This is a genomic window from Enterobacter sp. KBR-315C3_2022 (assembly GCF_041399425.1).
GTDB lineage: Bacteria > Pseudomonadota > Gammaproteobacteria > Enterobacterales > Enterobacteriaceae > Enterobacter.
On sequence record NZ_JBGKEB010000011.1, the window covers coordinates 139,626 to 163,437 of the forward strand.

The window sequence follows — 23,812 nt, forward strand, 5'->3', positions numbered from 1 at the left end:
CAGCTTTATTTACAATGAGATAATCACATTATCCAGCGTATCCATCGGCACCGGGCGCGAGAGAAAATAGCCCTGCGCGGCGGCGGCCGGGGAGTTTTGCACGTCGCGCCACTCTTCAAGCGTTTCAACGCCTTCGACAATAACGCCCTGGCAATAGCGGTTCATCAGCTGCAGCAGCAGGGTGAAGAGATTTCGGCCTTCGGAGGTCTGACGCAGCATAATGAACAGGTCGCGCGCCACCTTAATGTAGTCGTAGCGGACCTCGCTGAGCGCGGAGAAGTTCGCCATTCCGGTCCCGAAGTCATCCAGCCAGAGCGGGCCAAACTCACACATCGACGCAAAAGAGGAGTCCTGCGGCAGGCGGATGTGCTCCACCAGCTCAAAGCGCATCCACGGCAGCGTTGCGATCAGCGCCTGCAGCGTCGCGTTCTGACGCAGCGCCATCAGCGTTGGGCCATCCACGTTCACCGACGCCAAGATACCGTGCTGTTCAAAGAAGGCCCGGCGAGCGAACAGCATGTTGAGCTGCTCTTCCAGCGCGTCGATGCGCTGGCGTACCGCCACCTCCGCAAAATAGCGGTCAGGCGCGATACGCTGTGAAGGATTGGACGGATGCGTGACGATCGTTAAGATCTCAATCGCCATCAGCTGACCGCTGGTGCGGTAGATCGGCTGATAGGTGTACGCCCGTTCACATTGCAGCCAGTAGCGATGCTCCTGCAAGCTCTCAATACTTGCCTCAGGCGTCATGTTCAGCCGCGGGATAACCTGCTCTGACTTCATTTCAGATGTCCTGTTGTATGGGGAAATGGCCTTTCTGGACTCGTCACTGGGTTATCGGCGCGGCAAATGAGAACTTTATGTTCGGTTCGGCGGGAAAATGAAATTAAGATGACAGAAATTAGCAGGAACGCGTGCTGGCTCAAATAAAATATTGGAACGACGTTTTAATATAGTTGACCGCATTATTCACTCAACGCACACTACTGTTAATTACTCTGTTCAGGTTCCCGACTATGTCCAAAAAAATTGCCGTGATTGGCGAATGCATGATTGAGCTGTCGCAAAAAGGCGCGGAAGTCAGCCGCGGTTTTGGTGGCGATACGTTGAACACATCCGTTTATATTGCCCGTCAGGTTGCCCCCGAGGCCCTGAGCGTCAGCTATGTGACGGCGCTGGGAACGGACAACTTTAGCCAGCAGATGCTGGAGGCCTGGCAGAGTGAAAACGTGCAGACCGGGCTGATCCAGCGCATGGAGAACCGCCTGCCGGGGCTGTACTACATCGAAACCGACAGCACCGGCGAGCGCACCTTCTACTACTGGCGCAACGAGGCCGCGGCCCGATTCTGGCTGGAAAGCGATGCCGCGCCTGCAATCTGCGAACAGCTGGCGACGTTTGACTATCTCTACCTGAGCGGCATTAGCCTGGCGATATTAAGCCCGGAAAGCCGCAACACGCTGTTTGCGCTGCTGCGCGAGTGCCGCGCCAACGGCGGCAAAGTCATCTTCGATAACAACTACCGTCCGCGCCTGTGGTCCAGCCGCGAAGAGACGCAGCGGGTGTATCAGCAAATGCTGGAATGCACCGATATCGCGTTCCTGACGCTGGACGACGAAGACGCCCTGTGGGGTGAAAAGCCGGTTGATGAGGTTATCGCCCGCACGCAGGCGGCTGGCGTGGGTGAGATTGTGATTAAGCGCGGGGCGGACGCGTGCCTGATCGCGATACAAGGCGAGGCGGCCGTTGAGGTTCCGGCGGTGGCGTTAGCGAAAGAGAAGGTGATTGATACCACGGCGGCGGGCGATTCGTTTAGCGCGGGCTATCTGGCAGTACGCCTGACGGGAGGCACGCCGGAAGCGGCGGCGAAGCGTGGCCATCTGACGGCCAGCACGGTGATCCAGTATCGCGGGGCGATTATTCCGCGTGAGGCGATGCCTGCTTAACAACGGTGCGGGCTGATGCCCTCCCCTCACCCTAACCCTCTCCCCAAAGGGGAGAGGGGATCGCCCGGAGCCGTCTTTTCTCCCTCGCCCCTTTGGGGAGAGGGCCGGGGTGAGGGGCGCTAGTCTCTTACTGCCCCTGCGGGATATCCGTTGCGTCCGGGTGCAAATCATCGGCCGCCGCAGCCTGTGCAGGCTGTGAGTCTGGCTCCATGATCGTTTTCCAGGTCGCCTGAAGTTCCTTCATGTCATACTCCGGCTCGCCTTTCGGCTGCAGCAGCACCAGCGCCATGTCCTGCGAAAGCTGCTGGCGCAAATCCTGATTGAGCATGTCTACGGTCAGGCCGCTCAGGAAGTCCTGACGCAGCTTCTGATACTGCTCCGGCGCGATATCCACCACCTGATTTTGCAGCGAGCGGATGCGCTGGCTAATCAGAATATCGGTATCGGCACGCGCGTAGGTCGCAAACAGCTTTTGCAGCTCAAGCTGCTTCTGCGCCACCAGCGCGTTGAACTCCTCTTCAGACAGCCCCTCTTTACGCACTTTCGCCAGCTCTTTGGCGACCACGCCCAGGTTTGCGTTCAGCTTGTCGCCGGGGGATTCAACGTTAATGGCGCACTGCGCGCGCTGGAAAAGCACCCGGCAGTCGAAGCCAAGCCCAATATCCTTCACGTTGTTCTTGCTGAGCGTCTGCTGAACGTGCCAGAACAGCGCTTCGCGCGCCAGGTCCGCGCGCCAGTAGCGGAGCAAGGCGGCCGATTCGCGAATCGGCTGCCAGGCGGTATCCCACATCATGGAAAGGCGATCCTGACGCACGGTGTCCGTCATGATGCTGACCGGCTCAGCGCGAAGCGGAGACAGCGTCGGCACCGGTGCGGGCGTTTCACGTTTGCCCTTGAGATCGCCAAACGCTTTGTTGATCTGTTCCACCACCGCGCGGCTGTCGACATTACCCACGACGATCAGGGTCATCGCGTCCGGCGTGTACCATTTTTCATAGAAGGATTTCACCTGCCCGGCGTCGACGGGCTGCTTCAGCGGCTCGGCCGGATCGTGGCCCAGCAGCGCGGAGCCCTTCAGGCGGTAGCGCCACCAGCCCTCTTTGGTGTCCGCAGGCCAGGTCGCCACCATGTCGCTGTTGCTCAGGGCATAGTTTACGGTCTCTGGCGTGATGGACAGCTTGCCCGTGGCGTCTGACAGGTAAGTAAGCGCTTCTTTCAGCAGGTCGTTACGGTTGTTCGGCAGGCTCAGGTTAAACATGGTGTAGTCATAGGAGACCACGGCTGGGGGCAGCGGGCGTTTTGGGTCGATGGCCTGTTGCCACAGCGAACGCACCTGAACCGCTTGCAAACTGCCGCTCTGCGTGAGCGCCAGTCGGGGAATAAAATGGCTTAAGCCGGTCTGCTGGGTGCTCTCGGTCAGGGAGCCGGTATTCACAGACAGACGAATTTCGATACGGTCGCTGGGACGTTGCGGCGTAGTGAGAACTTGCCACTGAAAACCGTTTGCCAGAGTCCCTTGTTGCCACGCCGGGTCCGGCTGGAGCGCATCTGCCTGCACATAACTGGCTGCTGCCATCATCAGCAAACCGCCGGTTAAGAGTCGAATTTTTGTGCCCTGCATGTGAACCCCTGATCAACATTCCTGATTAAAAAGAGCGTCTCGCGACGTGAGCACTCTTAAAGATGACGATGAAAACACGTCGATTAGACCGCGTGTTCTGCAAAACGTCACGGCTCGAAGTGAAATATACCCAAAAAAAATCTTATCGAATTATGACAGGTATGAGCAGTTATTATGCGCAGGTGCCCACATTCCGACAAGGGAATGCGGGCAATTGACGAGATATCAGGAGGATAATTCGGTTTTTTGGCTCTCAGGCGTGCGATTATTCAGCGTATCGTCGAGTTTTTTATGGTCCAGCTCTTTCACCCACTTCGCGACGACCACCGTCGCCACGCCGTTCCCCACCAGGTTGGTGAGCGCGCGCGCTTCAGACATAAAGCGGTCGATGCCGAGGATCAACGCCAGGCCGGCGACCGGCAGATGGCCCACCGCAGAGATCGTTGCCGCCAGCACGATAAATCCGCTTCCCGTGACGCCCGCCGCCCCTTTCGACGAAAGCAGGAGCACCACCAGCAGCGTGATCTGGTGGAAGATATCCATATGGCTGTTGGTCGCCTGAGCGATAAACACCGCCGCCATCGTCAGGTATATCGACGTTCCGTCGAGGTTGAACGAGTAGCCCGTCGGGATCACCAGCCCCACCACCGATTTACGGCAGCCCAGCTTCTCCATCTTATCGAGCATCCGCGGCAGCGCGGATTCGGATGACGACGTTCCCAGAACAATCAGCAGCTCTTCGCGGATGTAGCGGATGAACTTGAAGATGTTGAAGCCCGCGGCGCGCGCGATGGACCCCAGCACGACAACGACGAAGAGAATACAGGTGATATAGAAGCAGATAATCAGCTGACCCAGCTGCACCAGCGTGCCCACGCCGTACTTGCCGATGGTAAACGCCATCGCGCCAAATGCGCCAATAGGGGCCAGGCGCATGATCATGTTGATGATGCCGAAGATGACCTGCGAGAAGCTTTCGATAACGTTAAAGATGATTTGGCCTTTGCTGCCCAGGCGGTGCAGGGCAAAGCCAAACAGTACCGCAAACAGCAGCACCTGCAGGATGTTGCCGCTGGCGAACGCGCCGATGACGCTGCTTGGGATAACGTCCAGCAGGAAGGCCACGACGCCCTGATCTTTCGCCTGCTCGGCGTAAATCGCCACCGCTTTGGCATCCAGCGTCGCCGGATCAACGTTCATCCCTGCGCCGGGCTGCACCACGTTCACAATAATCAGACCAATGATCAGAGCAATGGTACTGACCACTTCGAAATAGAGAAGCGCCACGGCGCCGGTGCGCCCCACCGCCTTCATGCTTTCCATGCCAGCGATGCCGGTAACCACCGTACAGAAAATTACCGGTGCGATGATCATCTTGATGAGCTTAACGAACGCGTCGCCAAGCGGTTTCATTTGTGCGCCCAGTTCAGGGTAGTAATGACCAAGCAAAATACCGACTGCGATGGCCGTCAGGACCTGAAAGTAAAGGCTTTTGAAGAGTGAGGTTTTCATAGGGTGTCCTTGGGAAGAAAAACCACAGGCTTTATAAGGTTATGGTTAACCTGCGGCTCTAAAATAACACCCACATAACAGGACAGAAATAAACCTGGTTCAAATTTGAAACACAAATGTTAAGAAGTTTGAGCTGGCTCGCACAAGCCAGCAACAAAATTACACTTTTGCGTGATGGCTGTCGGCAGAAAGGTAGCGCTGCTCGAAGATCTCCGGCGGGACGGCGCGGGCAAACAGGAACCCCTGACCGCTCTCAACGCCCGCGTCGGCCAGCCACTGGCGCTGGTCGTCGGTTTCAATTCCCTCCGCAATCAGGTGCAGATTGAGGCTGCGCGCCATCTGGATAATGGCCTGCACCATGCTGCTGTCGTCCGGCAGCCCGTCGACGAAGGTTTTATCGATTTTCAGGACGTCAACCGGCAGCGTTTTCATGTGCTGGAGCTGGCGCAGCCCGGCGTAGCCCATGCCAAAATCATCCAGCGCGATGCGAATACCCGCGTTTCGCAGCGGCTTGAGGATGGCGACGGCCTCATTCGGATCGTCAATCCGACGGCTTTCCGTCACTTCCAGAATCAGCGTGTCGGGCTGGATCCGATAGCGATGGATCAGCTCCAGCATTTCCGGGACCATGTTGGGGTGCAGCAGCTGCAGCGCGGAGAGATTCACCGACAGTGGCAGCGTGACGCCGCGCTCCTGCCACGCGGCAAGCTGGCGGCAGGCCTCTTCCAGCACCCAGTGGCCCACCGTCACCATCAGGCCGCAGGACTCAATGCGCTCGATCAGCCCCTCGGGAAGCTCCCACGCGCCGTCCGGCTGCTGAACGCGCAGCAGCGCTTCGGCGCTTTTCACCTCGCCGGTTTGCAAATTCACCTGCGGCTGCAGCCAGAGCGCAAACCGGCGGTTGTCCAGCGCGGTCAATATGTCGCTCTCTTCGGTAAGACGCTGCTGCGCCTTTTCCATCTGCTCCGGGTCGAAGAACTGGATCTGGTTTTTGCCCTTGCGCCGCGCGGTGAAGGCCGCCGAGAAGGCGCGACGATAGAGCTGCTCTGCCGTCAGGTCGCCATAAAACATCGCTATTCCTATGCTGGCGCTCGGGCGCAGCTGAATCCCCTGCACGGGCAAACGCTCGTTAATGACAGTGAGCACTTGCTGACCTAACGTCACCGCGTGCCAGGGCTCCTTTACGCCGTGAGCGATAATCACGAAGTCATAGCCGCTAACCTGCGTCAGCACCATGCGCGGAGCCAGAACCGACTTCAGCTTTTCCACCAGCGTCAGAAGCAGTATTTCGCGCTGGCTTTCCTGCAGCACGCCCGCGGTATCCTGCAGCGTTTCGCAGGCCACCGCCATCAGTGCGGTCGTTTGCTGGCGCGCAACGGTCTGCTCCAGCAGCGCCATCAAAAACGCTTTATTCGGCAGGTCCGACACCGGAAAGCGGGTCGCGTTGCTGTTCAACTCGTCCTGCTGGCGCTGAATACGCTGCTGGTTGAGGTTATAGCTGCGTATCAGCATGCCGATTTCATCGTCATGGTGCAGGCGCGGCAGGGCAAGCTGATGGCCAACCTGCTCCTGCGCGGGGAGATTATTGAGCTCACGGGCGATGCGGCGCAGAGGGTGCACAACGAGGCGATTAATGCACCACGTCAGCCCCACGCTCAGGATCAGCGTCAAAAGTAAGCAAGTGGTCACTAACGTTGTAACCCAGCTCATCACGAACTTGTACATGCGGTATGAATCCGCCTGCATCACCAGATAGGCTAACGGCTGGGGGTTTGACGGACGCTCAAGCGAATAAATCGGCAGGGAAATCTGCACCGGCAGCTCAAACATCCGCATGATCATCATCGGAACCGGCCGCTCGGGGATAAAGCTCATCCTCAGCGCCTGGAACTGGTTAGGCAGCACCACGTCGGCGCGGCTGACGATGCCGGTCGGCTGGATGCGCTTTAAGATGGTTTCTGCTTCGGGGATGTCCCCCTTCAGAATGGAGGCCGAGAGAGGTTCCCGCACCGAGCGGGCGATACTTTCGAGTTGCGAAGCCGTGTTGTAGCGATTCTGCTGAACGGAATGAAACAGCAAAATGACGCAGAAAAGGGAGACAAACAGCATGGTAACGGCAGAAACCATCGCCATCTGTTTGATAGTTAAAGAACGGCTGACACGCAAAATGACTCTCCATAAAACTCGAAGCGCTAGGCGCACCAGGGGATAAACCTGGTGCGATTGAGTATACCCGATTGCTACACTTTTAAGAGAGACTTACAAATCGATTAAGTTAATCTTATTACCAGTCCGCGTACGGTATGAGCGGCTCAGGCGGTAAATCCATATCGCCCTGCCAGCCCGCGGCGGAATATCGAACGTAAAGCAGCGCGTGGCTTGGGGTGTAGTCTTTCGCTTCCTGGATGTCGACACCCATCCCAACGAACCAGTTTGACGTCACGCGGCGCTCGATAATCGCCCGGGCGGTATAGCCAGTTCCGGACGAGCTGCTGCCGGTTTCCATCGCCCCTCTGTCGGTATAGCGGCCCGGCTCATCGGTGGGGATCAGCCCCTGATCGGGGTAGCGCATCACATCGTCCGTTTTTGAGTGCGACCACGAGACCGAGCCGCCCAGCTCCCAGGACCAGTTCTCGGTGCGCTTGCGCCAGGTGACCGGCAGCGCAAACGAGACGTACTCCTGCGGGCTGTAGTAACCGCCCTGGCCAAGCGTATAGGCGCTCAGATCTTTGTCGTAATGCCACAGCATATTCGAGACGCCGACCGTCAGGCGCTCGTTGTTTTTGTTGATCAACTTATAGTAATAGCCGGTCATCCAGCGCACGCGCCAGTTATCTTCCACATTTTTCCCGGTCAGGCTGTCCGCGTTAAGGCTTGACCAAACCCCGTTCGCTTCGCCCTTGTCATAGCTCAGGCTCACGCCGCCGCCGGTGGATCGGACGCCGCCCCAGGTGGTGCCGGTGTTGGTATCTTTTTGCCCGGCGAACGCCAGCAGGGAGCTGGAAATCGGGCGACGGTGCGCGTTAACGGTGTAGCCGATTGGCCCCAGATCGCTGCTGTAGCTTACGCCGCCGACCACGTCCACCACGTCAAAGCCCATCGGCGTGGTGCCGATGTCCCACGACCAGGTTTTATTCTGCCAGCCCACCGCCACGCTGGCGCCGTTGGCCGTCTGGCTGGTGTTGCCGCTACACGGCGTTTCGGCGCAGGTACCCCACTTCGGATCGTAGGTGCCGTTGGTGGTGGCGAAAGAACCGGCGTCCATGTTCACCAGATCGCTGCGGAAGAACATGCGGCCATCGGACAGCGGCGCGTCAACCTGCAGCATCGTGGTGTGCGCTTTCAGGTCGGAATAACCGCCCGTGCCGCTGGAGCCCCAGTAGTCATGCTGCAGCGTGACGTTAAGGTCCTGCTGACGGTATAGATCCCCGGCATCGCTGCGCACGCCGCGCTTCAGCCAGTCGTCTTTTTCGTCGTTGCGCGTCAGGCGGGTAAAGCTGTCGTTGTCAGCGGGACGCGCGGTCGTGATGCCGGACGCCACCATCGCGTCTTTGTACGTCTCCAGCGCCTGCTGCGGCTGGCCGTTCTGCGTCTGGAAGCGGGCCGCATCGCGCAGCACCAGCGCGTTGTCCATGGACGGCGGCTGCGATGTTGCCTGCGGGATCAGCTTACTGAAGGTCTGTTCTGCGGCGGCGGCATCGCCGAGGCTCGCCTGCGCCATCGCGATGCGGCGCTGCACGTTAAGCGACTGCGGTTCGCCGCTTTGCGCGCCCGGCAGCTTTGCCAGCTCGCCGCGCGCCGCGTCTTTGTTGCCCTGGGCTATATAGACCTCGGTCAGCCCGAGGAGCGCGTCTTCGTTTTGCGGCTCGCGCTGCAGCACGGTGTTATAGGCGGTTTTCGCGGCGTTGTGATCGCCACGCTGTTCCGCCCAGTCGGCCAGGGTTAAATCGATGCGGGCAGAAGACGGCTGCTGGCGAAGCAGGCTTTCGGCTTCCTGCTCTTTACCGGCGTCGCGCAGGCGATTCGCCGTCTCCAGCACCTGGTTGCTTTGCAGGCGGTCCGCCAGCTCCTGAATATTGCTATTCCACTGACCGCGCGGCAGCGTGTTCAGATGCGCCAGCGCGGCGCGGTCCCGATCGCTGCCAGAAAGATAGAGCCCGTAGGCATAAACCTGCTCCGGATCGGTCGGTTTTTGGCTGGCGAGCTGGCGCATTATCGTATCCGCCTGGCTGCGCTGGCCCGCGCTGTAGAGATCGCGCGACAGGCGATAGGTTATCCACACGTCGCCGGGCGCCAGCGCCAGACGGCGACGCTGAATTTCTGCGGCTTGCGCGTAGTTGCCCCGATTTTCCAGCTGCTCCGCCTGCGCGGCGAGCTGTTCGTTGGTGAGGCTGCGTTCGATATCGTCAATGCTGCGGCGCTGGCTGGCCGACAGCGACTGAATAAACTGCGCGGCTTTTTCCGGCGACTGGGCGCGATAGATATTCGCCAGCCCGCGCACGGCGTTGCTGTTGCCGCTGTCCATGCGCAGCGCCTGGCGGTAGTAACGCTCCGCCGCCTCGTTATCCTTGCGCGCCGCCGCCGCATCGCCCAGCCCCAATACGGCATAGCTGTCGGAATTATCAACGCTGCGCGCCTGCTGGTAGTAGCGCTCCGCCTGCGCGGTGTTATTGGCCTTCAGCGCGGCGTCACCCTGCTGGATCAGCAGCCAGTAGCGGTTTACCTTGAGCAGGCTGTCCCATTTGCCCCGGTTGTCGCTCTGGGGATCGAGGGCGATGGCCTTCTGGAACTGGGCTACCGCGCGGGCGCGATCGCCTTTCTGGGAATAGGCCTGCCCCAGCGCGCCCACGGCTTCGCTGTCGGCATGGTTTGCGCTCACCGCTTTTTGCAGCTCGGCCACCGCCTTACTGCCCTGCCCGGCATCAACCGCCGCGATGCCTTCCGCTTTCGCGCGGAACGCTGGATCGGCAAGCTGTTTCTGCTGTTCAGCAAGCTGCGTACGCGCGGCGGCTACGCTATCGCCGTCGCTGAATACGCTGAGGTATTTTTGCAGCGCGCTCACGCTGGCGCTGCTGGCCGGCAAATCTTTAACCTGCTGATACCACATGTCGGACGCCTGATTGCGGCCGCTGTTGGATTTAGCCATCTCCTGCAGCACCGCGAAGCCTTCATCGCGTCGACCATTCTGGAACAGCAGCTGGGCCAGCGTCGCCTGCAGCTGCGCGTTGCCCGGGCTGCTGGCGTTGATCGTTTTCAGCTGGTTAATGGCCGAATTACGGCGCGCGGGCTCTTTGGCCACTACGCTCCAGTATTCCGTGGCCAGATCGCCGCTCGGCGGATTTCCGGAGAACAGCTTGTCGTATGCGGCAATCGCTTCCTGGGTATGCCCCGTGGTGGCAAGCAGGCGAGCCTGCTGTAGCGCCTGGCGACCGTCGGGGGTGGAGAGCAGCATCGTATTGCGCGACGACTGATACGCACCGGAATCCGGCGCGATGCCCTTCAGGCGATCGAGCTCTTTCTGCGCGCCGGACGTGTCGCCCTGGCGTAACAGGTAGCGAAAACGCGCGGCAATGACGTCCGGATTGTTCGGGTCGATCAGCTCCAGTCGATAGAGAGACTGACGAACCAAATCTTCACGCTGCGTCGACTCGCCCAGGCGAACCTGCTCCAGCAGCTGTTTCTGCTGCGGAGAATTGGCCGCGTGGGCCATCGGCAAAAAGGCCAGGCCTAGCGATAAACTGAGTAGACTTACTGTGAACTTGCGCATTCCTGGCCCCAATCCGGTATTAATTCACCCTTAGCGGTGAAGCGAAAACGATGCTGATCCCAGCCTTGCCCAAAGAGGGTCAGTACATAGCTGAAGTAGGCATTTTTATCGGGAAAATTATCGGCGACGCGCTGGCGCTGTACCGCCTGCGCGTCTCTGTCTTGTAAAAACGGAAGCAGCGAGGCGGAAAAGCCCACCGGACCGTTGCCCGTGGTTTTTCCGGTCGCCACGTCAACGACTTCCGGCGGGACGCCGTTACGATCGGTCAGCGCCGCCATCGGCCTGAAGCGCGCCAGCAGCCGGGGCTTTTGCGGATCTTTTTCGTTCATCATGCCGACCCAGAGATAGACACGGATCGCGTCATAGCTGCCCACCAGCGAGGTATCCTGCTTCAGCTGCCAGCCTTTATCTTTCACGTAGCGCACCCAGTTCGGCGAGAAGCCCTTCGGTGCGGTCTCCAGCAGCAGGCGCAGGTTGGTTTCGCGAAGCGTGCTCCAGGGCGCGCCGTAGCGGGTGAAATAGCTGGCTAGCTGCGGCGGCAGATAGCTGGGGTTGAAGCGCCACGCATTCTCTTCGGCGAACCCCACCTTGCCCGGCAGCAGCATCGATCCCAGTCCGGGCACTTTCACCACTTCGTCACGCGCGATGCGGTTCAGCAGGGCCTTGCCGACGCGGGTATAGTCCGGATTTTTCCACAGGCGTCCGGCTTCCAGCAGCGACCAGGCGATCCAGATGTCGGCATCGGACGCCGAGTTCGTGTCGATCACCGCCCAGCTCTGCTTATCCTTCTGCCCCCACAGCCAGGCAGGCAGATGCTGCGCCAGATCGCCCTCGGCAAGGTTATCGCGCGTCCACGCCAGCACCTCGTCAAACGCCTTGCGGTCGTTGGCGACAAGGGCAAAGAACAGCGCGTAGCTTTGCCCTTCAGAGGTGGTGATTTTGCGCGAGTCGCTGGGGTCAATCACCCGCCCGTCTTCGCTAATGTAGTCCTGCTTGAACTGCGCCCAGGCAGGCCAGCTACAGGCGGCGCGGAGATCTCCCGCCGCCAGCATCAGCGCCGCCAGGACGCACCCGCGAAAGACGTTCATCACGGCTTACTCACGATCCGGATTGAGGCGACGACGGCTGATAATGCGCAGCAGACGCCACAGCACCCATGCCAGCAGCACCACGCTTATCGCCGCCAGCACCGCCAGCAGCACCGGATGGTTAGAGAGCGCGTACCACAGGCGCTCAAACCACGGCAGGTGGCCCACGTAGTAGATATCGCCTACGCGAAGGCTGTTAACGCCGGATTCGCGGATCACCGACACGGAGCCGAACATCGCCGCGCGCTTGCCGCTGTCGTTCATTGCGTTGTTGAGCAGCTCGTACCCGCGCGGGCTGTCTGCCAGCAGCGCAACCACGCTGCGCTGGTCGTTATACGGCGACTGGAAGCCCACAATCGCGGCCATCGGCGCTGTCGACGTGACGGTCGTTTGCGCGCTGGCCTGGCGGTCGTTTTTGTCCGGCATGATGCTCGGGAAGGCCGTCTGGCGCAGCGGCGTGTTGACCCAGGACTGCGCGGCCTGCACCAGCAGGTCGATACGCTTGTCGTCCTTCAGCTTGTCCGGGATCGTGCCGATCACCATCAGATCGGCGTCTTTGTTCTGGATCTGGCTGCCGTCGTCGGTCAACGTCACGTTGATCGCAGGAAGGCCGGTCTGCGCGCCCACGATGGCCATCGTATCCAGCAGCGTCGTCAGCTGAGATTCGCTTGGCGCTTTTGGCATCACGACGATGGATTCAGACAGGTCGGCCATGCGGCTGAACGGGAAGCTGGCGTTAGCGAACGCCCGCAGGTCCGGCATGGCGATGAAGTGATAATACTTCGAGAAGTCGATGGTTGAGTCATCGCCAATCACCACGCGGTTCTGCACCGGCTGGAAGGTGATGCAGTTATCGATTGAGCCGCCCGGCATCGGATTCATGTACTGGAAGTCAAAGCGCAGCTGGTTAACCGCCCCCAGCTTCAGCGCCGGAATAGAGACGTCGGTTTTCCCGTCCAGCAGCCCCTGCAGCACCGGCAGGCGCAGCATGAGCCGATTGGTTTCCTGATTGGTGGCCAGGCTGAACGACTGGAGGAACTGGTTGTTCAGGCTGATATCCATGCGCGAGCTGTCTTTCGTGACCGGCGCGGTATAGCGGTAGTTCAGATTGATGTCGATCCCGTTGGTGCGCAGCAGATAGAGATCCGGCGGCAGGTTGAGGGACAGGCTGACCGGCGCAGGCTCAAGCCCCGTCGACTGGAGCTGCTCCTCATAGGTTTTCAGCTCGCCGAAGGTGATCGCGCGGTCGGTACGCACCCAGTTTGGCGCGTCGTAAGGCTTACGCGCCAGCAGCGGCTTGACGTCATCCACCACCACGCTGTTGCCGCGGAAAAGCACGTTCCCCTGGGCAATGCCTTTGGCCGCCTGAACGAGATCCTTATCATCGCGCCCGAACACCACCAGCAGCTTGACGTACGGGTTGTCCGGATGGCTCATCATTTCCACGGTCGGTGCCGTTACGTTCGGATGGTCGCGCAGGAAGGCCGGGCGTTTGTCGTTGGTCGCGAACACAATGGCGTTACGATCCGGCAGCTTATCAAACAGAACCGGGAAGGTTTGCCCGCGCCAGCCGGCGCGAGAGCCAAACCACGAGGTCACGATTGTCGCCGCCCGCTGCTGGGTGATATCCGGCGAGCCGGCAAACACCACCGGCAGGTTTAGCTGACGGTTGTCGCGCGGGTCAAAGAACGGCACCGGGAAAGCGGAGAGGTCGTTTTTCAGCGCCAGCGACTGGTAGGTCATCTGCAGCGACGAGTTGCGCCCCACGTCCATCCACAGCGTGCTGCTGGCCGGGTTTTCGCAGACGTCGCGGTAGTGGCCGACGAACTCAAGGCGAACGCGGTTAAAGTCGGTGATAAACAGCGGGTTGATCGGCACCTGCGCCAGCGTTTTTTTACCCAGCTGCTCCTTAGTGACCGTCAGCACGTCCATCAGCTCGTCGTTCAGATAGACCTTGAGCTGCGACTGCACGGGCAGCAGTGACGGTGAAGGCGTGTATTCCAGGTTCAGAACGGCCTGCGAGACGACCTCGTCGCTGCGCATGCCAAACTCGACGCCGCCGTTAGGGTTGACGCCGCGAAGCACCATGCTCCCCGGAGGCGGGGCAATCTGCGCGAAGGTGAGCTTCACGTCACGCGATGGCGCATTTTCTACGGCAACCGGTGCATTGGCCCCCTGTACGCCGGGCATCACCTGCCCTACGATCTGCGCTCCCGCCTGCGCGGCGGGCAGCGTGTTGCCCTCTACCGGCTGGTTGGGAACAACCTTCTCCGTTTGCTCGGGCGCTGCCGTGATAACCGGATCGGTCGCCTGTGCGACCACGGGCACCGTTGGCGCAGGGGTCGCTGCTGCGCTATCAGGCGCGGCGTTCGCCATTGTTGCGGGAAGCGCACTCATCCCCATTGCCACTGCACATAACCAGGAAAGTTTTGTTTTCATCGCGTTATCATCATTGTTGAGCCATAACCGGGTCCGCCTGCTTCACCACGTCCCGCTCGGGTCGACGAGGAATGAACGACACGACCCAGGAAACCAGCGAAGTAAGAGACCGGAAAATTAATTTCACCGACGACGGGGCAAATTCTGCAAGGTGACGATAGCCACGGAACCCCAGCTTCAGAATATCCAGCAGGCTTTCCAGAGGCTTGTCTTCCGGGAAGCTGTCCTGCCAAAGCGCCCACGTATCCGCGCGGGCGAACGTACACTGCACAAAATCGATATGCTGCTTTTTGGTCAGCGGCATCAGCTGCAGACCGACTTCAATGCCCGACACGCGCACGACCTGCGTCGGGAAGACATATTCCTGCTGGCCGCGCTTGAGCAGTAAATTCACCTTCTGCCCTTCCAGCACCTTCGCCTGGCCGTTGATTTTGATCCCCACGCCGCCGTCAGAGAAGTCGTGGACGGTACAGGAGAAGAGATGGCCGTCTTCGCGGGCAATCGCCGCAGGCATGCAGATTTCGACGCGATGCGCGCGGCGAACCTGCTTGCTTTCTACCGACACCGCCACCGCGCCGCCGAGGATAATCAGGTTGTAGAACACCCACGCCATGCTCACGAACACGGTCAGGATTTCGTTTTCAGGGCCGTAGAAGTAGCGCCAGACGCCGACGATCACGCCCACAATGTTGAGCAGCACGAGGAAGATATACGGACGGGAAATCACCCAGTCGACGTACTCTTCCTCCACCAGCCCGCCCTTCGCGGTGACGTTAAACTTGCCTTTGTGCGGGTTAATCAGCGCCACCATCGTGGGCGGCGCGATGTACCAGGCCAGCACGGTTTCGTAGATTTCACTCCAGAACGAATGGCGGTATTTGCCCTGGATCTTCGAGTTCGTCAGGCTGGCGTGGATCATGTGCGGCAGCACGAACAGCGCGATCATCAGCGCGGGCGCATAGATGATGTAAGCGTGAAGCAGCAGGAACGCCAGCGGCGCGGTCAGGAAGATGAGCCTCGGGATGCCGGACAGGAAGTGGAACATGGCGTTGACGTAGCACAGGCGCTGCGCCAGCTTCAGCCCTTTGCCCATCAGCGGGTTATCCAGGCGGAAGATCTGCACCATGCCGCGCGCCCAGCGAATGCGCTGGCCGATGTGCGCGGAGAGCGATTCCGTTGCCAGCCCCGCCGCCTGCGGTATGCGCATGTAGGCGGAGGTATAGCCAAGACGGTGCAAACGCAGCGAGGTGTGGGCATCTTCGGTCACGGTTTCAACGGCGATGCCGCCGATTTCGTCCAGCGGCTTGCGGCGAATGACCGCGCAGGAGCCGCAGAAGAAGGTCGCGTCCCACATGTCGTTCCCGTCCTGCACCAGGCCATAGAACAGCGTGCCCTCGTTAGGGGTTTTGCGAAAACGCCCCAGGTTGCGCTCGAACGGGTCCGGCGAGAAGAAGTGGTGCGGCGTCTGCATCATCGCCAGCTCTTTCTCCTTCAGGAACCAGCCCATCGTCATCTGCAGGAAGGAGCGCGTTGGCACGTGGTCACAGTCGAAAATGGAGACGAACTCGCCGGTGGCATATTTCAGCGCGTTGTTGATGTTACCGGCCTTGGCGTGCTCATGCGTGGTACGGGCGATGTATTCGACCCCCACCTCATGCGCAAACTGGCGGAACTCCGCGCGGCCGCCGTCGTCCAGAATCCAGATTTTGAGCTTATCTTTTGGCCAGTCGATGCCCAGCGCCGCGTAAATGGTATTTTTCACGACGCTAAGATCTTCGTTATAGGTTGGCACGAAAAGGTCAACGGACGGCCACCGGGCGGTATCTTTTGGCAGCGGCACGGGCTGACGATTAAGCGGCCAGACCACCTGGAAATAGCCCAGCACCAGCACAATCCACGCGTAGGTTTCGGCAAACAGCAGGACCAGACCGCACACAAGGCTGACCGGATCGTCCCAGTTTAGCGTTGAGGTGTAGCGCCACCAGATATAGCGACAGGAGACGGTGAGCGACAGCACAATCAGCATCAGCGCGGAGAAGCGCCCCGGTATACGCCGCACCAGCAGCGCGACGCCCCACAGCAGGATCAGGAAGGTGAACTGCGCCAGCGGGTTGAAGGGCTGCGTCACGCAGATCAGCGCCAGAATGAGCGAGAACACCACTATCACGCCGAGAATAAAACGCCGAAGGCCCGGGTGCAGGTGCCCGAGCTCTTTGTGATCGTCCAGATGGCTGGTTTTGTCGCCCACCCGTTCGGGCAGGCTGTCCAGCCACTGATGGTAGCGTTCGCGCAGGTTTTGCACGCGGTCGAAGCTGCGCCAGCGCGGTGTCTTCTCTGCCGTTCGCGGCGAGGTCATCACCAGCCAAGCGGCCTGAATAAAATAGCGCGCCGGATCCAACGGCTTCGGCCTGTCCGGATTGATGTGCGGGTAGAGCTCGGCTTGCCTGGCCCGGATGCGCTGCCAGCGCGGGTGTTCGAGCGGAATGAACGTCCAGGCCAGGATCGTCCAGAAACAGCCGAGCGCGGCGCTGAATGCCGACGCGCCGTGTCGGCGATAGTGCCGATAGCGCTCGCTTAAACGCGCGCTGACCGGTGGAATGAGTAGCCAGGCGGATAAGCGGCTCATACCGCGCTCCCGGCAGACTCCCGGCGTCCTGCGTAATGCAGCAGGCACCAGTTCGCCAGCGTCAGGATCTCCTCTGCCGCGAGGGAATCGCTACGGTATTCGCCGACAGGCTGTTTCGAGGCGAGGCATTCCGCCATCGCCTCATCACGGTGGATAACGAGCGGCAGCAGGCGGCGCTGGCTTTGCAGCCAGACCTGATAGAGATCGTCCTGAATCTGGCTGCCAATGCGTAAATCGTTAATCAGAATTTGGGCGTTGTCGGGCAACGCCTGCTGGTGCAGACGGATGTGGCAATTCGCATCCACGTTCACAATCGCGAGCACACGATCGCATTGCGCCATGAGCTGGCGCGTCAGCGATGCCGCGCCGTGCGGCAAATCCAGCAAAATCCATTGGTAGTGGCCCTGCTCCTTTAGGCTTTGCAGCGCGGGCACAAACTGGGAAAACAGGCGCTGATACGCCGCTTCATTTCCGCGCTCCGTTTCGGTCAGCTGGCCGAAAGGCAGTAAATCGAGCTGAGAGGTGTAGCGCATGCCCGCATCGCGCCAGTCTTTGTCATCAAGCAGCGCGCGGGCCCAGCCATCTGTGCGCGTAAAGTCGACGTTGAATGACATACGCAACAAATTGTCGGAGCTGGCGTCAATAACCAGCACCGATTCACCTAATAGCTGTAATGACCACGCCAGCGCCGCGGTCACGGAGGTTGTACCCACTCCGCCACGGACGCCCTGTAATCCGAGTATGGCCATCAATGGCTCCCTTAATGTTGTTGGGCAAATTCAGCTAAAAGCGGCCAGCGCTTAATCGCCGCCGCCAGCTGTTCCCGCTGGGAAATATCGGTGTAATCTATTTCGGGTAACGAAAAAGCCTTCGTCAGTGCCAGGAAGTCGTTTTGGAATGTGTACCCCAGAGTGGAATCGACTGGCGTTACGGGTTCATTATTATGCATTCTTATTCTATCCCTTCGAGTCACTTTGCATGTTTCGGTCTATACGGGCGTCCTGCCCTCGAATTTTGATTTACATGCTAAATCTGATGTTCTTTAATTTCAATGTTAGGTTTATTTCTGGGCTTTCGCTAGTAAACTGAGATACAGATAAATTAGATCAAATGAGGGACACCGTGGGCTCCATATTTTCTATTGGCATTCAGCCATTATGGGATGAATTGCGCCACATGCCGGTTGGAGGAGTCTGGTGGATTAATACAGACCGGGACGAGGATGCTGTCCGTCTTGTAAACCAGACCATCGCCGCGCAGGATAATCATACCCGCGTCGCCGTCATTACGATGGGTAATGACCCCAAAAAAATCATTACGCTTAAAAGTGAGCAGGGACCACAAAGTGTACGGTTATTTACCATGCCTGCGGATGCAGATAACCTCTCTCTTTTCCCGCGCGATATTGATTGCTCCATTGATCCGGATCACTATTTATTGATACTTAAATGCGCTAATAACGCATTACACAATATATCTTCTGAGAAATTACTCAATTGCCTGGAAAAACTGCATAAGTGGACCAAAAACCGAAAGTGTACCGTTTTGGTCATCAATCCCGGCAGTAATAATGACAAGTTATTCTCTCTTCTAATGACTGAATATCGCTCTCTTTATGGCCTGGCAAGCCTCCAGGATCGGAGCGACAGCTATCTTTACGATATTGCGTTTTGGTGCAACGAGAAGGGCGTGAGCGCCCGACAGCAGCTGACGCTGAAGTCGGTCTCCGGCGAATGGCATCTTGCTCAGGAGGAAGAAACCGTTGTTCAGCCGCGCAGCGATGAAAAACGTATTCTTAGCCACATTGCCGTTCTCGAAGGCGCGCCTGCGCTTTCTGAAAACTGGTCATTGTTCGACAACAATGAAGCCCTTTTCAACGAAGCCCGCACAACGCAGGCTGCAACCATCGTTTTCGCCCTGGCCCAGAACAACCAGATCGAAACGCTGGCGAGACAAATTCATACGCTGCGCCGCCAGCGGGGAAGCGCATTAAAAATCGTGGTGCGAGAAAGCAGCACCAGCCTGCGAGCCACCGACGAGCGGCTGCTGCTGGGCTGCGGCGCCAATATGGTTGTGCCGTGGAACGCTCCGCTGTCCCGCTGCCTGACGCTGATTGAGAGCATTCAGGGGCAGCAGTTTAGCCGCCACGTGCCGGAAGATATTTCCACGCTGCTCTCAATGACCCAGCCGATGAAGCTTCGCGGATATCAGAAATGGGACACCTTCTGCGATGCGGTCGGTAACATGATGAACAACACGCTGCTTCCGGCCGACGGCAAAGGCGTGATGGTCGCCCTCCGTCCCGTTCCCGGCATCCGCGTTGAGCAGGCGCTGACGCTGTGCCGCCCAAACCGTACCGGCGATATTATGACGATTGGCGATAACCGTCTGGTCCTGTTCTTATCCTTCTGTCGGGTGAACGATCTCGATACGGCGCTTAACCATATTTTCCCGCTGCCGACCGGAGATATCTTCTCCAACCGCGTGATTTGGTTTGAAGATAGCTTGATCAGAGCAGAACTCGTGCAGATGCGTTCTATTACTCCCGAGCAGTGGGTAAAACCCCTTCCAATGACCAACGACATCAAACCCGTTCTCAATGCCAGGCATGATGGTCACGTCTGGCGTCGGGTACCGGAACCGCTTCGCTTATTATCCAGGAATGAAGAGAGCGCCTCATCATGAACATCAGCGATATCATTCAGCTGGTCATACTTTGTGCACTGATTTTTTTCCCGCTTGGCTACTACGCGCGCCATTCGCTTCGCCGTCTTCGCGATACAGCCAGAATGTTGTTTGTAAAACCTCGCTACGTTAAACCAGCCGGAACACTGACACGAGCTCCGCAAGTCAAGGCAAACCGAAAACATGACTAACTCTTCCTATACCGCGTCGGCCCCCTCGCCGCTGTGGCAATACTGGCGCGGCCTTTCCGGCTGGAATTTTTACTTCCTGGTGAAGTTTGGGCTGCTGTGGGCGGGCTACCTTAATTTCCACCCGCTGCTCAACCTGGTGTTCATGGCATTCCTGCTGATGCCAATCCCCAGCCTCAGGCTTCACCGCCTCCGCCACTGGGTTGCCATTCCGTTCGGCTTTGCCCTGTTCTGGCATGATACCTGGCTCCCCGGCCCGGATAGCATCATGAGCCAGGGCTCGCAGGTTGCCGGCTTCAGCGCTGACTATATCCTTGATTTGACCGAACGCTTTATTAACTGGCAGATGATTGGCGCGGTATTTGTGCTGCTGATTGCCTGGCTTTTCCTCGCTCAGTGGATACGCGTCACCGTGTTTGTGGTGGCCATTATGGTCTGGCTGAACGTGCTTACGCTGGCTGGACCAAGCTTCTCACTGTGGCCTGCCGGTCAGCCAACCACGACCGTGACGACGACAGGCGGTTCTGCGGCGGCGACGGTTGCTACGGCTGGCGATACGCCAGTGGTGGGTGACATTCCGGCCCAAACGGCACCGCCGACCTCGGCAAACCTGAACAACTGGCTTTCAAGTTTCTACACCGCTGAAGACAAGCGTCAGACCAAATTCCCGGATGCGCTCCCCGCAGACGCACAGCCGTTTGAGCTGCTGGTGATTAACATCTGCTCTCTGTCCTGGGCGGATGTGGAGGCTGCCGGTCTGATGTCGCATCCCCTGTGGTCGCATTTTGACATTCAGTTTAAAGACTTTAACTCAGCGACCTCCTACAGCGGCCCGGCGGCAATCCGACTGCTGCGCGCCAGCTGCGGCCAGCAATCGCACAAGAATCTCTATCAGCCGGCGGGTAACCAGTGCTACCTGTTTGATAACCTGGCCAAGCTGGGCTTCACGCAGCACCTGATGCTGGGCCATAACGGTCAGTTCGGCAACTTCCTGAAGGAAGTGCGTGAAGAAGGCGGTATGCAGGCTGCGCTGATGGACCAGACCGGTTTACCTGTGCCGCTGCTGGGCTTCGACGGATCGCCGGTTTACGACGACACCGCCGTGCTGCAGCGCTGGTTAGATACCACCGGGAAGGACGATAATCCGCGCAGCGCAACGTTTTACAACACCTTGCCGCTGCATGACGGTAACCACTTCCCGGGCGTGAGCAAAACCGCTGACTATAAGGTGCGTGCCCAGAAGCTTTTCGATGAGCTGGATGCGTTCTTTACCGAGCTGGAGAAATCAGGCCGCAAGGTGATGGTTGTGGTTGTACCGGAGCACGGTGCGGCGCTGAAGGGCGACAGAATGCAGGTTTCTGGCCTGCGTGATATCCCAAGCCCTTCTATCACTAACGTGCCTGCCGGTATTAAATTCTTCGGCATGAAGGCCCCGCACGAGGGTGCGCCGATTGAGATTACGCAGCCGAGCAGCTATCTGGCAATTTCAGAGCTGGTCGCACGCGCGGTAGACGGGAAGCTTTTCGTGGAAGATACCGTGAACTGGGATCAGCTCACCAGCGGCCTGCCGCAGACGGCAGAGGTCTCTGAGAACGCAAATGCGGTGGTGATTCAGTATCAGAAAAAACCTTACGTTCGTCTGAACGGCGGGGACTGGGTGCCATATCCGCAGTGAATGTAAACCAGCAAAAAGGGAGCCGATGGCTCCCTTTTTTATTCCGCACTTCGCAGCGAAATCTCTCCGCCAACCCAGGGCTTAATCACCCCATCCTGCTCAAGCAGCAGGGCACCTTGTGCGTCAATTCCGCGCGACGTTCCATAGACCTCTTTTTCACCAATCAGCAGCTTCACCGGCCGGTTAATAAAGTTATCCAGTTTTTTCCAGCGCGAAAGGAACGGTGCCAGCCCCTCTTGCTCAAAGAGGGTGAGCGCCGTACGCAGCTCTTTAATCAGCCGCACGGCGAGGGTGTTACGGTCTATTTTAACCCCGGCCTCCTGCAGGTTCGTCCAGGCCTGATTGACCACCTCGCTCTGCACGTTACGCATCACCATGTTGAGGCCAGCGCCAATCACGATCTGAGCAGCATCGCCCGTTTTCCCCGTCAGTTCGACCAGGATACCCGCCAGCTTGCGATCCTTCAGATAGAGATCGTTGGGCCATTTGACCCGAACGTCTTGTGCTCCCAGATCCTGCAGCACTTCCGCCATGATGATACCGATCACCAGACTCAGCCCAATGGCCGCAGCCGGACCCTGTTCCAGGCGCCAGAACATGGAAAGATAGAGGTTGGCACCAAACGGAGAGAACCATTTGCGCCCGCGGCGACCGCGCCCGGCCTGCTGATATTCAGCAACGCAGGCATCACCAGATTCCAGCTCGGCCAGACGATCAAGAAGATACTGGTTGGTTGAGTCTATGACGGGCAGTACGGCAACCGTTCCCTGGCCTATCTGGCTGCGGATAAGCGCTTCATTCAGCAGCTGAATAGGCTCCGGCAGGCTGTATCCTTTCCCGGGGACCGTAAAGACGTCTACGCCCCAGTCCCGGAGGGTTTGAATGTGCTTGTTGATCGCGGCACGACTCATACCCAATTGTTCGCCAAGCTGTTCACCGGAATGAAACTCACCGTCCGCAAGGATACCGATGAGCGTCAGGGGGACAGTATTGTCCTTCATGCGATGACCTCCACGGCATTGATTTCACCCGTGCGTCCGATGAAGCGCACTTCAGGTTCAAGCCAGACGTTAAATTTTTCGCCAACGCGCTGACGGACATGATGGGCCAGCTGGACAACATCCTCGCTGGTCGCATCGTTTTGGTTGATCAGCACCAGCGCCTGCTGGCGGTGCACGGCAGCGCCCCCCACCGTGGTGCCTTTTAATTCGCATCGATCGATGAGCCAGCCTGCCGCCAGCTTCACGCTGCCATCGGCCTGTGGATAATGCGGAGCCGAAGGCCAGCCAGCAAGAAACGCTTTTGCATCTTCGCCGCTGATCACCGGGTTTTTGAAGAAACTTCCTGCATTACCGTTCACTTTCGGATCGGGAAGTTTGGTCATTCGCATGTGGCAAACCGAGTCAAATACTTCATGAGGAGTGACCGTTGCCGAATCGAGGCGGGCTAAATCGCCGTACGTCAGAATCGGCTTCCATTGTTTCGCGAGGCGCAGGCCGACGGCCACAATAACGTAGCGATCCTGATATTCGTGCTTGAAAATGCTGTCACGATAGCCGAAACGGCACTGCTCAGCGGTTAAGCGCCGGGCGCTTCCCGTTGCTAACTCAATGCAGTCAACGTATTCGCAGACGTGTTTTAGTTCGATGCCATAGGCACCGATATTTTGAATTGGAGACGATCCCGCGCAACCCGGAATGAGGGCGAGGTTTTCCAGCCCTGCCATTCCTTTTTCCAGGGTGTACTGCACAAGATGGTGCCAGTTTTCCCCGGCCCCCACGTGCAGATGCCAGCTGTCAGCGCGCTCTTCAACATCGATTCCCATGATGCGGTTGACGATGACCGTCCCCGCAAAATCATCGAGAAACAGGACATTACTTCCCTCGCCGAGGATCAGGACAGGTTCGTCTTTTTCTGTTGCGCTTTGCCATGCATCCAGCAGTTGCTGAGCATTATCGACACGTACAATTTCATTAGCATTCCGTTGAATGCCAAAGGTATTCCAGGGCTTAAGGGAGTGGTTCATAGACGCTATCCTGATGCAAAAACCGGGATAGTTTACCGTATATACGGGCGAATAGGTGATCAGTTTATGGAAAGGAGGAGGGGCCAAAAACGCAAAAAGGCCATCCTTTCGGATGGCCTCTTCACTTGTTTGATGCCTGGCAGTTCCCTACTCTCACATGGGGAGACCCCACACTACCATCGGCGCTACGGCGTTTCACTTCTGAGTTCGGCATGGGGTCAGGTGGGACCACCGCGCTA

At 58.6% G+C, this 23,812-nt stretch carries 16 protein-coding genes and 1 rRNA gene; 4 read left to right on the top strand and 13 right to left on the bottom strand.

What is annotated here, in order from left to right:
• Window positions 1-9: 9 nt before the first annotated feature.
• Window positions 10-783, bottom strand: coding sequence for a cyclic-guanylate-specific phosphodiesterase (pdeH, locus tag AB8804_RS13735; protein WP_371187002.1), 774 nt, complete (start codon window positions 781-783; stop codon window positions 10-12).
• A gap of 233 nt (window positions 784-1,016) precedes the next feature.
• Between pdeH and AB8804_RS13740 the strand changes: the two genes are divergently transcribed.
• A complete protein-coding gene (locus AB8804_RS13740) occupies window positions 1,017-1,946 on the top strand; it encodes a sugar kinase (protein WP_371187004.1) in 930 nt (309 codons plus the stop codon).
• Window positions 1,947-2,073: 127 nt separating this feature from the next.
• Here AB8804_RS13740 and AB8804_RS13745 read toward each other — a convergent pair whose 3' ends face one another.
• The 9 genes from AB8804_RS13745 to bcsR form a co-directional block, all read right to left on the bottom strand.
• On the bottom strand, window positions 2,074-3,567 hold the full coding sequence (locus tag AB8804_RS13745; RefSeq protein ID WP_371187006.1) for a M16 family metallopeptidase: 1,494 nt from the start codon (window positions 3,565-3,567) through the stop codon (window positions 2,074-2,076).
• A 225-nt stretch (window positions 3,568-3,792) separates the two neighbouring features.
• Window positions 3,793-5,079 carry a dicarboxylate/amino acid:cation symporter gene (locus AB8804_RS13750; RefSeq protein WP_371187008.1) on the bottom strand — a complete coding sequence of 429 codons (1,287 nt, stop codon included), beginning with the start codon at window positions 5,077-5,079 and terminating at the stop codon, window positions 3,793-3,795.
• Window positions 5,080-5,238: 159 nt separating this feature from the next.
• Window positions 5,239-7,245: a biofilm formation regulator HmsP gene (gene hmsP / locus AB8804_RS13755; protein ID WP_371187010.1), complete on the bottom strand. Its 2,007-nt coding sequence runs from the start codon at window positions 7,243-7,245 to the stop codon at window positions 5,239-5,241.
• A 118-nt stretch (window positions 7,246-7,363) separates the two neighbouring features.
• Window positions 7,364-10,846 carry a cellulose synthase complex outer membrane protein BcsC gene (bcsC, locus tag AB8804_RS13760; RefSeq protein WP_371187012.1) on the bottom strand — a complete coding sequence of 1,161 codons (3,483 nt, stop codon included), beginning with the start codon at window positions 10,844-10,846 and terminating at the stop codon, window positions 7,364-7,366.
• Window positions 10,828-11,934, bottom strand: coding sequence for a cellulose synthase complex periplasmic endoglucanase BcsZ (bcsZ, locus tag AB8804_RS13765; protein WP_371187039.1), 1,107 nt, complete (start codon window positions 11,932-11,934; stop codon window positions 10,828-10,830). The genes bcsC and bcsZ overlap by 19 nt, the downstream gene beginning before the upstream one ends.
• A gap of 6 nt (window positions 11,935-11,940) precedes the next feature.
• On the bottom strand, window positions 11,941-14,373 hold the full coding sequence (bcsB, locus tag AB8804_RS13770) for a cellulose biosynthesis cyclic di-GMP-binding regulatory protein BcsB (RefSeq protein WP_371187013.1): 2,433 nt from the start codon (window positions 14,371-14,373) through the stop codon (window positions 11,941-11,943).
• A gap of 10 nt (window positions 14,374-14,383) precedes the next feature.
• Window positions 14,384-16,999 (bottom strand): UDP-forming cellulose synthase catalytic subunit, encoded by a 2,616-nt coding sequence (gene bcsA, locus AB8804_RS13775; RefSeq protein ID WP_371187015.1) that lies wholly within the window; start codon window positions 16,997-16,999, stop codon window positions 14,384-14,386.
• On the bottom strand, window positions 16,996-17,748 hold the full coding sequence (gene bcsQ / locus AB8804_RS13780; protein WP_371187017.1) for a cellulose biosynthesis protein BcsQ: 753 nt from the start codon (window positions 17,746-17,748) through the stop codon (window positions 16,996-16,998). Before bcsQ ends, bcsA begins: the two co-directional genes overlap by 4 nt.
• Before the next feature lie 11 nt (window positions 17,749-17,759).
• Window positions 17,760-17,948: a cellulose biosynthesis protein BcsR gene (gene bcsR / locus AB8804_RS13785; protein ID WP_371187019.1), complete on the bottom strand. Its 189-nt coding sequence runs from the start codon at window positions 17,946-17,948 to the stop codon at window positions 17,760-17,762.
• A 161-nt stretch (window positions 17,949-18,109) separates the two neighbouring features.
• Here bcsR and bcsE point away from each other — a divergent pair, with 161 nt between their 5' ends.
• From bcsE to bcsG, 3 genes are read left to right on the top strand one after another with little or no spacing between them, the layout of a single operon-like run.
• A complete protein-coding gene (gene bcsE, locus AB8804_RS13790) occupies window positions 18,110-19,684 on the top strand; it encodes a cellulose biosynthesis c-di-GMP-binding protein BcsE (protein ID WP_371187021.1) in 1,575 nt (524 codons plus the stop codon).
• Window positions 19,681-19,875 carry a cellulose biosynthesis protein BcsF gene (bcsF, locus tag AB8804_RS13795; protein ID WP_297122588.1) on the top strand — a complete coding sequence of 65 codons (195 nt, stop codon included), beginning with the start codon at window positions 19,681-19,683 and terminating at the stop codon, window positions 19,873-19,875. The genes bcsE and bcsF overlap by 4 nt, the downstream gene beginning before the upstream one ends.
• On the top strand, window positions 19,868-21,547 hold the full coding sequence (gene bcsG / locus AB8804_RS13800; protein WP_371187023.1) for a cellulose biosynthesis protein BcsG: 1,680 nt from the start codon (window positions 19,868-19,870) through the stop codon (window positions 21,545-21,547). The genes bcsF and bcsG overlap by 8 nt, the downstream gene beginning before the upstream one ends.
• A 38-nt stretch (window positions 21,548-21,585) precedes the next feature.
• On the opposite strand, the gene birA is transcribed toward bcsG, so the two are convergent.
• The 3 genes from birA to rrf all read right to left on the bottom strand — a co-directional run.
• The gene (gene birA, locus AB8804_RS13805) at window positions 21,586-22,548 is read right to left on the bottom strand and encodes a bifunctional biotin--[acetyl-CoA-carboxylase] ligase/biotin operon repressor BirA (RefSeq protein ID WP_371187025.1); all 963 of its coding nucleotides are present in this window, start codon (window positions 22,546-22,548) and stop codon (window positions 21,586-21,588) included.
• The gene (murB, locus tag AB8804_RS13810) at window positions 22,545-23,573 is read right to left on the bottom strand and encodes a UDP-N-acetylmuramate dehydrogenase (RefSeq protein WP_371187027.1); all 1,029 of its coding nucleotides are present in this window, start codon (window positions 23,571-23,573) and stop codon (window positions 22,545-22,547) included. The genes birA and murB overlap by 4 nt, the downstream gene beginning before the upstream one ends.
• A 134-nt stretch (window positions 23,574-23,707) precedes the next feature.
• Window positions 23,708-23,812 (bottom strand): 5S ribosomal RNA (gene rrf, locus AB8804_RS13815); the annotation flags it as partial.

Bases quoted from the DNA above. Each gene is read 5' to 3' on its own strand.
- birA (WP_371187025.1), bottom strand. From the start codon at position 22,548: ATGAAGGACAATACTGTCCCCCTGACGCTCATCGGTATCCTTGCGGAC.
- bcsE (WP_371187021.1), top strand. From the start codon at position 18,110: ATGAGGGACACCGTGGGCTCCATATTTTCTATTGGCATTCAGCCATTA.
- murB (WP_371187027.1), bottom strand. From the start codon at position 23,573: ATGAACCACTCCCTTAAGCCCTGGAATACCTTTGGCATTCAACGGAAT.
- bcsQ (WP_371187017.1), bottom strand. From the start codon at position 17,748: ATGGCCATACTCGGATTACAGGGCGTCCGTGGCGGAGTGGGTACAACC.
- bcsA (WP_371187015.1), bottom strand. From the start codon at position 16,999: ATGAGCCGCTTATCCGCCTGGCTACTCATTCCACCGGTCAGCGCGCGT.
- AB8804_RS13740 (WP_371187004.1), top strand. From the start codon at position 1,017: ATGTCCAAAAAAATTGCCGTGATTGGCGAATGCATGATTGAGCTGTCG.
- AB8804_RS13750 (WP_371187008.1), bottom strand. From the start codon at position 5,079: ATGAAAACCTCACTCTTCAAAAGCCTTTACTTTCAGGTCCTGACGGCC.
- bcsF (WP_297122588.1), top strand. From the start codon at position 19,681: ATGAACATCAGCGATATCATTCAGCTGGTCATACTTTGTGCACTGATT.
- AB8804_RS13745 (WP_371187006.1), bottom strand. From the start codon at position 3,567: ATGCAGGGCACAAAAATTCGACTCTTAACCGGCGGTTTGCTGATGATG.
- bcsR (WP_371187019.1), bottom strand. From the start codon at position 17,948: ATGCATAATAATGAACCCGTAACGCCAGTCGATTCCACTCTGGGGTAC.
- pdeH (WP_371187002.1), bottom strand. From the start codon at position 783: ATGAAGTCAGAGCAGGTTATCCCGCGGCTGAACATGACGCCTGAGGCA.
- bcsG (WP_371187023.1), top strand. From the start codon at position 19,868: ATGACTAACTCTTCCTATACCGCGTCGGCCCCCTCGCCGCTGTGGCAA.
- bcsZ (WP_371187039.1), bottom strand. From the start codon at position 11,934: ATGAACGTCTTTCGCGGGTGCGTCCTGGCGGCGCTGATGCTGGCGGCG.
- bcsC (WP_371187012.1), bottom strand. From the start codon at position 10,846: ATGCGCAAGTTCACAGTAAGTCTACTCAGTTTATCGCTAGGCCTGGCC.
- bcsB (WP_371187013.1), bottom strand. From the start codon at position 14,373: ATGAAAACAAAACTTTCCTGGTTATGTGCAGTGGCAATGGGGATGAGT.